The organism is Acetobacter malorum (genome assembly GCF_001580615.1).
Classification (GTDB): Bacteria; Pseudomonadota; Alphaproteobacteria; order Acetobacterales; family Acetobacteraceae; genus Acetobacter; species Acetobacter malorum.
Genome location: NZ_LHZC01000040.1, coordinates 37,578 through 52,735 on the forward strand (window position 1 = coordinate 37,578; position 15,158 = coordinate 52,735).

The window sequence follows — 15,158 nt, forward strand, 5'->3', positions numbered from 1 at the left end:
GAGCCGTGTGTTACGGTGTGGCGGATGCTGCGGTATGCACCGTAAGCCAGCTTTTTGCCGTATCAATGGTGATGGTGGCAGGTTTGTAGGCTTCCGGCGGTGCGGTGAAAATGGAGCTGACATAGGTTTGCGGGTTGCGGTCATACAGCGGGAACCAGCTTGACTGCACCTGCACCATAATGCGGTGGCCGGGCAGGAAGGTGTGGTTCATGATCGGCAGCCGGAACTGGTAAAGCTGAGACTGATTGGCCGGAATAGCTTCGGGGTGTTCAAAGCTTTTACGGTAACGCCCGCGCAGAATGTCACTGCTGACCATCAGCTGATAGCCGCCCAGTTCCCGCTGTTCGGGCACTTCATCCGGGTAGACGTCAATCAGCTTCACAACAAAATCGCCATCCGTGCCGCTTGTTGTGGCAGTCAGATGCACAAGCGGCTGTCCGTCGAGTGCCACCGGCTGCGTCAGCACGGGCGTGGTAAAGGTTGCCACATCCGGGCGCGAGGCCGCATTGCGCTGGTCTGTTGAAAGCCAGTTATCCCATGCGGAATTTGCGGCCCCTCGGGTAATGACCGGACGCTGCACATACGGCACCGGGTGTGCCGGGTCGGACAGATAACTGACAGAGCCGGAGGTCTCGGCCGCCCCGTTTACAGCCAGCTGATATTTGGCCGTAAGATGCAGGGTTGTGCAGTCTTTTGTGCAATCCCACGCGGGAAGAGCCTCTCTGGTTTCCCAGTCATCAGAGCCACTGCGGTAGGCGGACACGCGCTTCGGCAGGGCGACGGCATCATCTTTCAGATAATGGGCCAGGAAGGGTTCAAGAATTTTTTTGCGGAAATACAGGCCCGTATCGGAAGGAAGTTTGATGGGGCCAAGCGTGCTGGCTTCTTTGATCTCGCCGCCATGGTTCCACGGCCCCATAGCCAGCCAGAGGTTGGGCTGGTCTGCCTGCTTCTGTTTGAGCGCATAATAAAGGGCAATGGCCCCGTAATTATCTTCCTGATCCCACAGGCTATGCACGAGGAGCGTTGGCACCTTCAGCGGCAGGTCGGCCAGCACATGGTCCATCGCCTGCTGCTGCCACCAGCTATCATACGCCGGGTGCGCCAGAAGCTGGCGGAAAAAGCCGATCTGCTCCATGCCCCGTTCTTTCCCCAGAGCGCCTGCGGAAACGGAATTCAGGAAAAGATCGTAATTGTCATACTGGTTCCCCCACCAGATGGCCGTTTTTTTCGCCGTGGCATCCTGATTGTAGATATAGGACAGCATTTCCTCACGGAAGGCGCCGTTATGGAACCAGTCATCGCCCATCCAGCCATCTACCATCGGGTTCATGGGGACGGACACCTTCAGCGCCGGGTGGGGGTTAATCAGGGCAGTGAGGGAAGTATAGCCGTCGTAAGAGACGCCGATAATGCCAACCTTGCCGTTGCTCTGGGGCAGATTATGGACCAGCCATTCAATGGTGTCCCATGTATCGGTGCTGTGGTCCACCTTTGTGTGGTTCAGCGCCCCGATCAGGGGGCGGTTCATCACATACTGCCCCTCGGACCCATATTTGCCGCGCACATCCTGAACCACGCGGATATAGCCACCATCCGCAATAACATCTGGCATGTTATCGTAGCCCTGCAAGACGGAGCGCATGGTGCCGCTTTCTGCCTTGGAGGTCATGAGCGTGGCGTTATAGGGGGTGCGGGTCAGCAGGATAGGGGCGTTATGGGCGGATTTGGGGATGAGGATGACGGTATGCAGTTTGGCGCCATCACGCATGGGGATCATTACATCCCGGCGGATAAAGTCAAACTTGTCTGTATTCACAGTAAATTTTGCAGGCATGTCAGGGGCGATGTCAGCATTTTGTGCCGCATGATCCTGCGCGAAGGCGGGTGTTGAAAGTGCCGTCATGCAGAGCAGCAGAAGAATATTCTTGAACATGGGTCCCCTGACCGTAAACAACTGTGGCTGTGTCCTGTATGGCAGCTGGCGTCAGAACTCGGCCGAGACTGTGCCAAAGAACTGCCGCGGAGCCGCAACAAACAGGTTGGCGTTATCATCCCCTTTAACAGAGGCCGCACCGTAAACGCCGCCAATATAGTTGTTATTGAACAGGTTGGTAATGCCAAAAGTGGCTTTTAGGTTCTCTGTGAAACCAATTTTTCCAAAATTATACGCAAGGTTCATATTGGCGACCCAGTAGGCGGGAATTTTCTCATCGTTCATATAGGTCATCGCGCGGGAGCTGATATAGTTTACGTTAAAGTTAAACATGGCCCGTTTGTAGGTGTAGTTCAGGTTCGCTTTATACATGAACTTCGGGTAATAAACCTGATGCTTTCCTTTGATGTTGTAGGTCTGGCCGCCGTAATTGATGGAACGACTCTGATATTCTGCATCGTTCCAGCTAAAGCTGTTGGTAATTTCAAGCCCTTCTATCGGTCGAATGGTGCCCATAACGTCTGCACCATTCATGGTTTCCCGGCCGACGTTCAGGTAGGCATTGTTCGCGTTATTGGCACTGCCCTCACTGATGGATGCAAGGCGGTTGTAATAATCCGTATGGTAAAAATCCGCAGAGCCTGAGAAAAAGCGGGAGTCATAACGATACCCCACAACGTAGTTCCATGTGCGCTCGGGGCGGAGCACTTTCTTGCTTTCATCAAACACTGTCTGCGCGGGCCGGCTGGCATTCCCCAGACCACCCCAGGCTGTATTGCTGCCAATCTGGGAGTAATAGTCATACGCACGCATGTTTTCTGCAATATCCCAGTAAAATTCATGATGACTGAGGAAGTGGTAATCAAAATTGAAATGCGGCAGAAACGCAGCAGAGGCCGTGAGGGAGCCGTTAACAGCGTGCCGGTAGTATGTGTTCCAGCCTTCATCCGCCAGTTGCTGCGTATAATCGCCTTTTGTGCCGCCATGGGTTGTCTGGGTCAGGGATTTAAAGCCGGCAAGAAGGGTCATGCCAGGGGTAATGGTCCAGCGGTCCTGCAGAAAGAACTGGAAGGTGTTGGTGTTAAATGTGTTTTCAAACCAGGTATGGCCCGTGCCGTCCTTGAAATCAGAAAGCCAGTTGTGTCCTGATGTCAGGCCGTCTTCATAAAGTCTCTGATTATAAACCCACTGGTTGTTTTCATACCAAAGGCCGGTTTCAATTTTGTTGTGGTGGGGGGCTTCAATGGTGAATTTCTGCGTAAAGCCCAGACGACGCATGGCTGCATGCGCCATGGAGAGCGCCATAGGAACGCCTGACACACTGCCATCCGCATTCAGGCTCGGGACGCCATAACTTGGAGAGGTAATGAAGTTGTTTGTGCCCCCATACAGGCCGCTGTTCACGTTGCCATAAGCGACTGTATCAGACTGAACATTTTTAAACAGGTCATAGTGCATGTTGACAGAGGAGACATAGGTTCTCTGCAACTGGGAGGCATCCCACGCATAGTTGCCAATTTCATCGTTGGAGAGCACGCCTTCATAACCCGGGGGGACATCAGACGTATATTGGGCGTAATAGGCCCACTGTTTTGCTTTTTCGTAGTCGGGTTTGAGATAGGTTGAATTGCGACCCATCTTTTCCCACATGTTTTTGGTCATTGCCAGGTAATTGCCCTGTGCAAAATTACCATAACCGAAAAATGCTGAAATTTTGCCGCGGTCGCCAAGGGGCTGTACCAGTTTGGCATCGGCCTGCAATTCGCTTTGGTAGCCCTGACCTTTCCACATATCTGTTTTGGTGCGTGCGAACGATGCATAGAATTTTGTGCCGGTGGAATTCAGGATGCCACTATCAACGCGGCCATAGGTGCGGAAAGCGTTGTAGCTGCCAAATGTCTGGCTGATTTTGCCGCCTGCCTTATCTTTGGGGTCGGACGTGACATAGGTCATGGCCCCGCCAAGATTCTGGGCGGAAAAGGAGTCCAGCGCGCCAGCACCCTGAGACATGGACATGCTGGCAATGTCATCCTGAATCATGGCCTGCGTAATGGAAACACCATTATAGTTGGCAAAACCCTGCGTACCCATGGGGATGCCATCAAGCGTTGCGCCAATTTGCATTTGCGTGAAGCCGCGAACGTAGAAAGTGTTCCCATAGGTATCAAGGCCAAAGGCGTCTGTTGAGGCAAAGTTTGCGCCCGGGGTGGTCTGAGCAAGGATCTGCATCGGGTTACTGCCCTCAACAAATCGGTCCATGACCTTACGGCTTACAGTGACTTCAGCGCCATGACTTGCAACGCGGCGCGTGCTGACATTGACTTCTTCACTATCTTTGCTGAGCAGGGGGCCTGTGCTGCGCTTTTTACGTGGCGACGTATGGTCTTTTCGTGCCGAAACAGAAGAAGACGTTGTGTGCGCCGCAACGGCATGGGATGAGCGCTTTTTGGTGCTTGTGCCTGTTGCGGACGGAGAGGCTGCGCCAGCGCTTGTATCAAAAAGAAGGCCTGCGAGCGCAGTGCCAAAGAGCAAAAGTGACTTACTATATCGTTCTTTTACAGCTTTGTTACGCTCGCTCATAGTGAACCCCTGCTCCCTGGTATGTTCCTGTTGAGATCAGTGCGCGTTGGATACGGCTTTCTCTGGAGCACCGATTTAGCCCACGATCCTGCGCTAACATGTTGCTGATTCGCAACTAAGATTGTCAACAACCGATAATGAACAGGTCTGATAACCCTAGGTTAAGGGGTAAGGGACGGCACTGCTCTGTATGGAGAGGTATTATCTCGCATATGAACCCTGCCTATGAGGCAGGCTTTTGGTCATTTTTTGGGAAGCTGGCAGGGGTTGCTGTTTATCGCGCTTGCCCCGTGAGCGTCGAACCAGACGGTGCCATTGGCAACCATGGCCTGCCCGTTATGCACAAACATCTCGTGCGGAATAGCGTCTCGTAGCCTGTTGAGGACGCAGGGCGTGAAAACCCGTGACCAGGAGGCGGACAATGCTGCGGGCGTTTTGAGGGTGAAGGAGTGTTCTGCATTCACTCTCAAAGGCCAGGAGATCAGTTTTGCTGTTTCTGCTTTGTTGCCGCTCAGCACGTTGCGCAGGAAGCGCTGCACCACGGCTTCGAAAACCGCAGGGGGCGCGTCTGTGACGCCCTCATACAGCGCGTTGGGGGTGACGTTATCAATGGACTCAAAATTTAGTTTTACGGGATAGGTTTTTGTGCCGTCAGCCCATGTTCCGGCCAGTGCTGTTGAGGTCTGGAAGGTGAGCGGGGCAGGTGCTTTTTTGTCGCTTGTTTCAAAATGCAGGGTGAAGCGGCCGCCACCGGGTTCGCTCAGTACAATCTGCTCGCCTGATTTTTGAGCGGACAAGGGAATATCGACCAGATTTTTTACGTAGAAATAATGCGCGTTTGCCACTGTCTGATCGGGCCGAACGGAGAGTGTCGCCCCGATAGGATACGGGCCAAGCGTGCCGGACAGGCGGTAATTGTCCGCCGCGGGCTGCGGTATTGGCGCAGCAGAGATGGCTGTGTCCGGCGTGCGCTCGGCTGGGTGGGCTGCTGTGCTTGCGCTTGTGGCCGATGGTGAAGGCGATGAGGTTTGCGCAGGCGTGGCGGAAGGCGCAGCAGATGTGGCAAGGGGAGCGGTGGCGGCACCTGCCGTGGTGGCTGGCAGGCCGAGCAGGCTGAAGGCCAGTAGCCCTGTAGTAATCCGCTTCATCCCTCTTGGTCCTTTCTAACGTGGCAAAGTCTTGAGTGGTAGCATAGCGGCAAAAGAGCGACTGTGCAGCGTGCGGAGGCGCATTATGGTATCTTGCGAAAAGATAACGCGGGACGGGGAGCAAAGCTGCGCATGAAATGCGAAGAGTGCGGAACGGAGTTCCCTTGCACGGCAGATGCCCAATGCTGGTGTATGCAAAGGCCCCATGATGTCCCTCTGCCTGCGGACGCCGCGCCGCGGTGCCTGTGCCCAGCCTGTCTTGAAAAACGGCTCCGGCAGGCACCGGGCCAGTTTACAAGGGCATCGTCGTCGTCCGCAGGGGTGGCTTAAACTGTCAGCCTTCAGGGTTTTTTAAAGCCTGAGCCGCCTGAGAGATGAACACATAGACTTCCTTGCTGAAGGGTGTGGTGTGGTCTTCTGTTTTCCACTTGTCCATTTCAGAATACATTTTAGCCGCACGGCTCCATTGCTCCGGGCCGAGGGCTTCGACCATGGGTGTTTGCAACTTCAGCCATTCCTGAGCCAGAGCCTGAGCCGCCGGAGCTGTTGCTGGCAGGCCTGCGTCTATCTCTGTTTCAATACGTCTGATCAGACTTTCCCATTGTTTCTGATAGTCTGTTTGTTTTTCAGGTGAGAAAAGGGTTTTGGCGGTGTCTTCCCATCGTTTCTGGTCAGCCTGCGTGAAATACTGGTCCAGAACGGGTTGCATGGCTTTTTGTGTCATCAGATATTGTCCTTCACGGATAAGGGTGCAAAGCCCCTCAACATCCAGAGCCTTCTGCTCTCCCAGCAGGGCACGTGCTTCTTTCAGACCGGACAGCAGGCGTGTGATGGCGGTCTTTTGTTGGGTGAGGCAGGTAATCTGGACATCAAGCAGCGTTTGTGGGTCTAGCACCGGACTGTGAATAATCCGGGCGATGTCACTCAGCGTGTATCCGGCGCGTTTCAGTAGCAGAATTCTGGAAAGTTGATGCACATGCTTCTCTCCGTAAACACGCCGCCCTGCCTCTGTCCGGGCTGGCTGGATGAGTCCATGTGTTTCCAGATGACGCAGGCTGCGCACAGATACGCCGCATGCCTTTGCGACGTCCCCGATTGCTAAAAACTGTCCCATGTCTGCTCCTTTAAGACCCTGCATTCCATAAGCCATGCTGACACAGTGTCAGGAGCAAGCAGAAAATAGACTGGATCTGTACTTTTTTGCATGTGGCGTGCGCATTGCCGTTAAGCGGCAGCAGGGACGAGAGTTTGATTCAGATCAAGGGCCAGATCAGCCGTAAGGCAGACACTGTTTTCAACAGAGCCGGATGGGCATTCAGAAACCGTCCGTTGATCTGAAAGGAAAGACCATGACTGCTAAAACAAACAAAAGCGTTGAAATTGCCGGCACCCGTTATGAAATGCTGGGCACGATGAATGATGGTGACTGCAAGGTGCGTCTGAAAAATACCAAAGGGGAAGTCGTGGAAATGACGTGTGACTCCTTTATCGACCAGCTGAATAACGGCACAGCCCGCTATCTGTAAGGTCTCTGGTTTGTCTGCCCGGTTATCCTGAGCAGGCATTTTCAGACCCCTTCAGGTGCTGCAGGCCGGAGGGAATGGGGGACACGGTTTGGGCGCTGCCTAAGGCAGGCCCGGCCCTGTTGGCCCAGAGAGAGGGCTGCCCGGAAGCGGGAGCCAATATAGGATCATCTGGTCAGAAACCGCCTGCCAACGGGGTTTGTGCCAGAGAGGCCTGAAAACACAAACGTCCCCTGTGGTGATGGACCACAGGGGACGTTTGCGTCACGGAGAAAGGATATATCACGTGAATAACGCTCACTGGTATTTTATGTTGTTGATGTTTGTGATGGATTTGCGGTTCTCTTATAAAGAAATGTAAATATTGCGTTTTAAATAAGTAATTTCTATGCGGAGGTAGTGAAAATGAAAGCGTTGCGTGAACTTAAAAAATGGTTCCCTACTGGAACAGCAGAAGGAGAGCGCGCTATTTTAGAAGAAGCATTTATATATATTGATGAATTTGATGAGGTCATTGAACCTCCTCGTGGTAGCCCCCATTTGTTAATAGGAAGAAAAGGAAGTGGGAAAACTGCAGTTATTGATTTTTCAGAAACTGTTATTGAAAGGCATGGTATACCCGTTATAAAATTATCTCCAACTGATATAGATACATCTATAATTACTGACGATTCATCTACGGGTGAAATGAATAAAATTTTTTTAGATGCGTTAATTTTGTCTATATGTAAGAAATTATCCGAAAAATCTATTGGTTGGTTTGATTCTGATTTTTATACTATGTATTCCGCCGCTGTTGAAGCAGGGGTGAGATCTCCGGATATATGGGGGCGTGTAGGAAAATTTTTTTCATCTATAGCGAAGGGACCTACTAAAATTGATCTTAATAGTTCGTTTCCACACTTAACAAGCGCAACACGATCAGAAATAGGCGGAGCTGTTGAACGTGCACTTCAAGGTGAAACAGTTCATATTTTTATCGATGATACAGATCAAGTTTCAAATCCCGATAAACCCGGACACTTGAATAGAATCTGGTCTCTATTACTTGCTGTTCGATTGTTGGCAGAAAAAATACCACAAATAAAAGCAGTGATAAGTTTACGTACAGAAGTGTGGGAGCGCTTAAAGCGTGATCAAGCGGGACAAAGAGATCAAACGGATCATTTTTCTTCACTCGTAGTGGAGATGCCTGGAGGGAATGAGCACGTAGAAGAAATTATTTTACGCCGTTTGCAACTGGCGGCTGGGCGTTTGGCAATCGCGGGGGATCCGTATAATCCATTTTTCGAAGGTAGTGCTGCACGGGCACCGGGTAGTAATGAAGCTCGATCATGGAAACATCTGTTGTCGGTTCGTTCTAGAGGGAGACCGCGAGATACAATTCAGTTAATAAATGCTCTTGCTAAACGGGCAATTCAAGCAAAAGCGCCGAAAATTACAGAAAAACATTTCAGAGACGAAATGCCAGGATTTTCTAAAAAGATCGTAGAACAATTTGCAGTTGAGACTTCGGGTGAGTGCCCTACGGCTGTGGAAATACTTCGTACCTTTACGCGAAATGCTTTCAATGATTCCGGTTATTCCATGACATCGGAACATGCTTTTCAACACTGCTTAACCTTGCTTACGCGGTTTGGTATTACTTTATATGGGATACCGTTAAAGCATAACGATGTGGCAGCATTCCAAATTTGGAGTTTTCTTTATATTAGTGGAGTACTAAGCGCTCGTGCGTCAGATAGTAGAACAAAAAATGGCTTTAGACATCTTGATCCAATGCAAGATTTGACTCTTGTATCGAAATCTCGCTGGAATGATTTGCAAAAATTAATGTGGGAATTAAATACTGTATATAGAGATTATATGACAAATATTAGTGATGATATAGAAGCATCTATAGGTTTGGCTGTTAAAGTAAAAGCTCGAGAATCTAAGCGTATAAGAAAAAAATGAATTAAATTCTTGCTCACTTTATAATTTAATTGGAGAAATAGCGCTTTAAAATTCCAGCGCTATTTCTTTGTTTCTTAAAAATCGAGTCGGTTAAAAACTGAGTTTGGTGTTAATCCATCCGCACAGACGGGCGGACGAAGCGGTCCAGCCAGTCGGTCAGGCAGGCAATGGTGCCGCGCGGGACACCGTAGAGTTCAAACTGATGCTGGCGATACAGGGCAGTGTGGCCCAGTCGGGCGCTCAGCCCATGCAGCGCACCGCCGCCAAACGTTTTGCCATCCGCAAACGCGCCCCAGCCATTGTAATTGCCGAGGGCAACAATCGCGCCTTTGTTGTTGAACTTGAAAGGAGGCACCGGCGTCTGGTTCACAATCCATTGCGGCAGATATTTTGCCAGATGGTGCGCTTCCTGCCGCGCCACCTGCGCGGTGGGGGGCAGCGGGCTTTCCGCAATAAAGGAGCAGTCACCAACTGCAAAAATCCGGTCATCCAGTGTGGTTTGCAGGTTGGGTTTGACCACCAGCTGTCCGCCACGGGAACATTCCAGACCATCCATTTCCCGCGTGACATCCGGGGCTTTTACGCCCGCCGCCCAGACGCGGAACTGAGCATCCACGCGGGAGCCGTCTTTAAGGATAAAGCCTTTCTCATCCACGCCGCTGACCATGGCACCGGTGCGGACGGAAATCTTGAGGGCTTCAAGCTGCTGCCGGGCTTCCTCGGACACTTTTTCAGGGAAGGACGGCAGGATGCGCGGCCCGGCTTCCAGCAGGGTGATGCGCATTTCCGGTGTGGTGGGCGTAAAGTTGTAGAGGGAGCCGATATCCAGCGCCTTGTGCAGCTCTGCGGCCAACTGCACGCCAGTCGCCCCACCGCCCACAATGGCGATATCCAGCGGTGTGCCACGCCCGTAAGCCTGCAGAACGGCATGGCGGAAGCGTTCATTAAAGTTGTTGGCTTCCACCACATTATCCAGAAAAATGCAGTGGTCCTTCACGCCCGGCGTGCCAAAATCGTTGGCGCGGCTGCCAATGGCAAAAATCAGGGCGTCATAATCCACATGCCGTTCTTCCAGAATGACTTCATCCTCATCCTGCTCTCTCAGCGGGGCGAGGGTCAGCCTGCGGGCGGCGCGGTCCAGATGGGAGATTTCCCCATAGCAGAAGCGGAAGCCATGGCCTGCGGCATGGGAGACAAAGGTAATGCGGTCATTCTCATTGCGCGCGGTGCCAGCGGCAAAGCAGTGGAGCATAGGCTTCCAGACATGGCTGAACCCTTTATCCACCAGGGTGATATCCAGCTTGCCAGAGCGGCCCATGCTGTTTCCCAACCGTGTGGCGAGTGCCAGGCCGGCAATGCCGCCCCCTACAATAACCAACCGAAACCGATCACTCATAACGTCACTATCCTTTCGTGTTCCGCAAGTATCGGCGGCGGAACAGAACTGCGCAACACACTGCCTCTTGAGGTCACGCAATTGTCTCTCATGCAGGCGGGTGCCTGCTTAACCTGCGGAAAGGTCCACAAGGCCAATCAGCCCGTCTTCTGTGCCAAATCCCAGCAGGCATCCATCCGAACTGTAGGACAGCGCGCTGATGGCGCTCCCCCCGTTCAGGCAGACGGGCAGAACCCGTTGCGATTCCGGTTCGATCATAATGACAGACCCATCCGCAAATCCAGCCGCCAGAATTTCCTGCTCGGGGTTGTACGCCACGCGGGTGCAGAGCGCACCGCCCATTCCCGGCAGTTCCGCAGGCGGTTTGCCCATCGGGCCGCCCCCAAAAAACGGCCACAGCACCACAACATCCGCACCACTGGTCGCCAGCCATTTCCCCGTGCGGGAGAAGGACATGGACTTCACTTTGGTGGGGTAGCCGCTCATGCGGATATTGTGCCCGTCAGACAGCCGCCAGCCGTGCAGGTCGTTATCCTGCATGGAGGTAATCAGCGCCTCGCCAGCCGGATGGATTGCAATGCCGGTATGGCTGCCCTTCCATTCAAGCGAGCGCACGCTCTCACTTTTAGGCTGCGTGTACCACACGGAGGCCCCGTTATAATGAGACGCCGCAATCCGCTTGCCCTTGGCGTCAAACACAATGCCGGTCACGGAGGAGGGGTGCTCCAGCGTTTTCAGCACGGTCTCACCCCGGCCATCGCGCAGTTCCACCTGCTTGCCGGAGGCGCTGGCGATATAGGCGGTCTTGGCGTCCACATGACTTACGACATGCTCTACCCAGCGACGGGTTTTGCCCAGTTCCTCAATTTCCCCGTGCATGTCCAGACGGCACAGGCGGCCATCGTCACCGCCGGTCAGAAAACCGCCGGGGTCTGTATCCGGGGCCAGAGCAAGGGCTGCGCCATCATGCACGGCGTAGGTGGCCCAGCTGGCAGGTTCCGCCAGATCAGACCGATGGGCGACAATCACGTCGCCTTCTGCCGTGGTGAAGGCAAAACGCATGTTATCGCGGGAGGCGGCACAGGCGGTGATATGGCCTTCAACCGTGCGGGATGCCCCACGCTTTTCAATCAGGCCGCGGAGTTCGGTAGGAGTGCTCATGCGACAGCGCAGCTTTCAAACCCGCGCCGAAGCTGGGGCCGGTTGAGGTTGCGACCAATAAAGACAAGGCGGGATTCCCGCTCTTCGCCCTCTTTCCACGGGCCGATGTCATTGCCATCCGCCATCATGTGCACGGCCTGAAACGCAAAACGGTCGGACTGGCCTTCAAAATTCAGGATGCCTTTGGTGCGGAGGATGTCAGCCCCTTTTTCCTGCAGCAGCGCGCCAATCCACATCTGGAAGCGACCTGCATCCAGCGGCGTTTTGAGGGAGAGGGAGATGCTGTTCACGTCTTCCTCATGATGGTGGTGCGTGTTTTCCAGAAAGTCCGGCGTGGTGGAGAGTGTGCGCTGGAGGTCAAACCCGCCAACATCCATCACATCCGTCAGCTTCACATTGCCCTTCTGGGCTTTGTGGATGGGTGCGAAGGCGTTGATCTTGCGGATGGCGTCTTCCACGGCCTTAAGCTGTGCCTCATCCACCAGATCGGTTTTGTTGAGGATGATGACATCCGCAAAGGCGATCTGCTGGTGGGCTTCCGGGCTTTCCGTCAGCGTTTGCAGAAAGTTCAGCGCATCCACCACCGTCACCACGGCATCCAGTCGGGTTTTGGCGCGGACGTCTTCATCCGCAAAAAAGGTCTGCGCGACCGGAGCCGGGTCTGCCAGACCGGTGGTTTCAATAATAATGCCGTCGAACTTGTTCCGGCGCTTCATCAGGCTGCCGAGAATGCGGATCAGATCCCCGCGCACGGTGCAGCAGATGCAGCCGTTGTTCATTTCGAACACTTCTTCATCCGCATCGACAACAAGGTCGTTATCCACGCCCAGTTCACCGAATTCGTTAATCACCACAGCATATTTGCGGCCATGTTCCGCCGTCAGAATGTGGTTGAGCAGCGTGGTTTTTCCGGCACCCAGAAAGCCCGTCAGCACCGTAACAGGTACCAGCGTATCCGCAGGCTCGGAAGTAAGGGACGCATCAGACATGAAGACAGGCCTCCGTTAAAATTACATTCGTGCCTCTTCATATAAGGGGCCAGAGCGCAGAGGGCCAGAGAGGGTGCTGAGAACGGCTGTTTAGAGGGTGTGGGAAGATGGCGAGAAAGCTTGCATTAAGAAACCGTATGAAATGCTTTTTTCTTACCATTTTATGAACGGAAAAAAGATCGGATCTTGTGATTCGTATCACCAGGAATCGGCACCGTTTCAGTCCGAATCGATTTTTAGATTGTTGTAAGGTCTTATTTTATAAATGAATATCACCTATATGCCCCTCCATATCATTGATATAACACAAAAAATGAGACTCTCACAAATAGGTGAAAAAAGTGGATAAAAATTCATAACATTAATTGGGCGCGAGTGATGTTATGAAAAGAGTATCAAAACAGTCCTGATTTGTTCAGCAGTTTTGAAAGATAAGAGCGCAGCCTTGTTCGACCCGTGAATGAGGCAATTTTTTGTTGTGTTTGAATAAGCATCCGGAGGTCAACTATGGCTAACTATAGTGGGACGACAGCGTCAGGCCTCATCTATTCTGCAACGTCTACCAATATCGGGATTCCTCCTCTTCTGGGGACAGTTGTCTATGACGTCACCATTAAAGGAAGTGATGGTTCGACAGTCCAAACCCTTGATGGTCTGACGGCAGGTATCCAAATCGCAACGCTTAGCGTTGCGCCCACGGGCAATGTTGTTACCGGTAGCACTGGCATCAGCACCCTGCTGAATCTGGTGGGGGCCACTTACGTCACTATGCCCGGCAGTACGGGGGGTATTACCATTGTTGCTAATGCTGCCAGCGGGAATACCTATTATATTGGTGGCGATACAAATATTAACATTCTTGTTAATGCTATTTCTGGAAACACGATCAATATTTACGGCGGCACGGCGCAGTTCTCCGGTAATCTCGTTGCAGGACTTTTGACTGGGTCGACCATTAATATTGGTTATGGCGGCACCTATTCTGGCTCTGTCGGGCTGATCAATATCCTCAGCGGGTCCACAGTGAACTTTCAGACTGGGGGTGGCACGCTGGTTCTGAACGCGGATAATCAGGTGCTCAGCCTGCTGGCCAGTAATGGTGTGCAGGGGGTAACGTTCAATAACTATAATCCCGTAAGCGATACGATTGAACTCCAGAATACTGTTGATATGATCAGCAGCTACAACATTAGCTCAAATGGATCCCAAAAAGTGGTGACCCTGTATGGGGGAACCGATAACAAGACGGTTGTTGCAGAATATGCAGTCACCCCGGCCTCAGATGCTTCGTTGCCGGATGGCACCTATAATAGCATTGGCAGCCAGGACACATCGCTCAACCCGCTGCAAATTACCTATAATAACGGCAATACTTATATCGGTGCCTGTTTCCTTGCCGGCTCCATGATCCGCACTCCGGAAGGGGAGCGTGCTGTGGAGGATCTGAGCGTTGGTGAGACTGTCTGCGTTTTTGAAAACGGCCAGTTTATTGAACGCCAGATTGTATGGGCCGGAAAAACAACTGCTCATGTGCGGGTTGGTCTGCCGGATGACGAGGCCGGTTATCCCGTCCGCCTGCTGAAAGATTCCATCAGCGCCGGCGCGCCGGACCGTGACCTGCTGGTAACACCGGAACATTGCCTGTATTTTGAAGGCGGTTTTATTCCGGCACGTATGCTGGTGAATGGCCACTCCATTGTGTTTGACCGCAGTGTGACCTCATATGACTACTACCATATCGAGACGGCGCAGCATTCTGTGATTATGGCTAACAACGTGCTGACAGAAAGCTATCTGGATACCGGCAACCGCAGTAGCTTCCTGCCGCATGGAACGGTATCGCGGATTAGTGCTGGTCAGGCGCGGAGTTGGGCGGAAGATGCCGCTGCGCCGCTCATGGTAGCACGGGAGCGTGTTGAGCCGATTTTCCACCAGATTCTGGCGCGCGCGGACGCTATGGGTGTGCCGGCAGTAACGGCTGCCCCGGCGCTGACGGAAGACCCGGACCTTTATCTTGTAACGGACGAAGGACGCACGTTGCGGTGCATGCGGACAGTGCGCGGGAAAGCCCTGTTCATGGTGCCGGGGCAGGTGCAGGCGGTCAGGCTTGTCTCTCGCACCAGTCGCCCGTGTGATGTGCAGGGGCCTTTTGTGGATGACCGCCGCGCCCTTGGTGTGTGTGTTGGGGAGATGGTGTTGCAGGTTGCAGGAGCAGGCTTACCTGTTACGGCGCATCAAACCGAGGCCGATCTTTCTGGCTGGGCGGAAGCGGAAGAGGGTCCTGGTCGCTGGACCATGGGCGATGCGTATCTGCCCTTGCCGTCGCGCGCATCGGAAAGCTTTGGGATGTTGAGTGTCCAGATCCTGGGTGCTGGCCCTTATCTTGTACCGGATACCACGGAGGCAGACAGTGTTGTGAGCTTCTAAACGCATCGTCTGGCTCCATTGAGACAGCAGAAAAGGCCCGGT

At 53.0% G+C, this 15,158-nt stretch carries 10 protein-coding genes; 3 read left to right on the top strand and 7 right to left on the bottom strand.

Going from position 1 to position 15,158, the window contains the following annotated elements:
* Positions 1–10 precede the first annotated feature (10 nt).
* The 4 genes from AD930_RS03960 to AD930_RS03975 all read right to left on the bottom strand — a co-directional run bounded on the left by AD930_RS03960 (position 11) and on the right by AD930_RS03975 (position 6,778).
* Positions 11–1,936 (bottom strand): CocE/NonD family hydrolase, encoded by a 1,926-nt coding sequence (locus AD930_RS03960; RefSeq protein WP_061505216.1) that lies wholly within the window; start codon positions 1,934–1,936, stop codon positions 11–13.
* A gap of 51 nt (positions 1,937–1,987) precedes the next feature.
* Entirely contained in the window at positions 1,988–4,516 is a 2,529-nt protein-coding gene (locus tag AD930_RS03965) for a TonB-dependent receptor domain-containing protein (RefSeq protein WP_061505217.1), read from the bottom strand.
* A gap of 242 nt (positions 4,517–4,758) precedes the next feature.
* Positions 4,759–5,664, bottom strand: coding sequence for a hypothetical protein (locus AD930_RS03970; RefSeq protein ID WP_061505218.1), 906 nt, complete (start codon positions 5,662–5,664; stop codon positions 4,759–4,761).
* Between the two features lie 334 nt (positions 5,665–5,998).
* A complete protein-coding gene (locus AD930_RS03975; protein ID WP_061505219.1) occupies positions 5,999–6,778 on the bottom strand; it encodes a MerR family transcriptional regulator in 780 nt (259 codons plus the stop codon).
* 235 nt (positions 6,779–7,013) lie between these two features.
* Here AD930_RS03975 and AD930_RS18045 point away from each other — a divergent pair, with 235 nt between their 5' ends.
* Together AD930_RS18045 and AD930_RS17695 are read left to right on the top strand one after the other, a co-directional pair.
* A complete protein-coding gene (locus AD930_RS18045) occupies positions 7,014–7,190 on the top strand; it encodes a hypothetical protein (protein WP_167347350.1) in 177 nt (58 codons plus the stop codon).
* Between the two features lie 402 nt (positions 7,191–7,592).
* Positions 7,593–9,143 carry a P-loop ATPase, Sll1717 family gene (locus tag AD930_RS17695; RefSeq protein ID WP_156476848.1) on the top strand — a complete coding sequence of 517 codons (1,551 nt, stop codon included), beginning with the start codon at positions 7,593–7,595 and terminating at the stop codon, positions 9,141–9,143.
* Between the two features lie 109 nt (positions 9,144–9,252).
* Here AD930_RS17695 and AD930_RS03985 read toward each other — a convergent pair whose 3' ends face one another.
* The 3 genes from AD930_RS03985 to AD930_RS03995 form a co-directional block, all read right to left on the bottom strand.
* A complete protein-coding gene (locus AD930_RS03985) occupies positions 9,253–10,539 on the bottom strand; it encodes an NAD(P)/FAD-dependent oxidoreductase (protein WP_061505221.1) in 1,287 nt (428 codons plus the stop codon).
* A gap of 108 nt (positions 10,540–10,647) precedes the next feature.
* Complete coding sequence (locus AD930_RS03990; RefSeq protein ID WP_061505222.1) at positions 10,648–11,700, bottom strand: WD40 repeat domain-containing protein; 1,053 nt, start codon at positions 11,698–11,700, stop codon at positions 10,648–10,650.
* Entirely contained in the window at positions 11,697–12,689 is a 993-nt protein-coding gene (locus AD930_RS03995) for a CobW family GTP-binding protein (RefSeq protein WP_061505223.1), read from the bottom strand. Before AD930_RS03995 ends, AD930_RS03990 begins: the two co-directional genes overlap by 4 nt.
* Positions 12,690–13,196: 507 nt before the next feature.
* Here AD930_RS03995 and AD930_RS04000 point away from each other — a divergent pair.
* A complete protein-coding gene (locus AD930_RS04000; RefSeq protein WP_061505224.1) occupies positions 13,197–15,116 on the top strand; it encodes a Hint domain-containing protein in 1,920 nt (639 codons plus the stop codon).
* The last annotated feature ends 42 nt before the right edge of the window (positions 15,117–15,158 follow it).

Coding starts and splice junctions, on each gene's coding strand:
- AD930_RS03995 (WP_061505223.1), bottom strand. CDS start 12,689: ATGTCTGATGCGTCCCTTACTTCCGAGCCTGCGGATACGCTGGTACCT.
- AD930_RS03985 (WP_061505221.1), bottom strand. CDS start 10,539: ATGAGTGATCGGTTTCGGTTGGTTATTGTAGGGGGCGGCATTGCCGGC.
- AD930_RS03965 (WP_061505217.1), bottom strand. CDS start 4,516: ATGAGCGAGCGTAACAAAGCTGTAAAAGAACGATATAGTAAGTCACTT.
- AD930_RS03975 (WP_061505219.1), bottom strand. CDS start 6,778: ATGGGACAGTTTTTAGCAATCGGGGACGTCGCAAAGGCATGCGGCGTA.
- AD930_RS17695 (WP_156476848.1), top strand. CDS start 7,593: ATGAAAGCGTTGCGTGAACTTAAAAAATGGTTCCCTACTGGAACAGCA.
- AD930_RS03970 (WP_061505218.1), bottom strand. CDS start 5,664: ATGAAGCGGATTACTACAGGGCTACTGGCCTTCAGCCTGCTCGGCCTG.
- AD930_RS04000 (WP_061505224.1), top strand. CDS start 13,197: ATGGCTAACTATAGTGGGACGACAGCGTCAGGCCTCATCTATTCTGCA.
- AD930_RS03990 (WP_061505222.1), bottom strand. CDS start 11,700: ATGAGCACTCCTACCGAACTCCGCGGCCTGATTGAAAAGCGTGGGGCA.
- AD930_RS03960 (WP_061505216.1), bottom strand. CDS start 1,936: ATGTTCAAGAATATTCTTCTGCTGCTCTGCATGACGGCACTTTCAACA.
- AD930_RS18045 (WP_167347350.1), top strand. CDS start 7,014: ATGACTGCTAAAACAAACAAAAGCGTTGAAATTGCCGGCACCCGTTAT.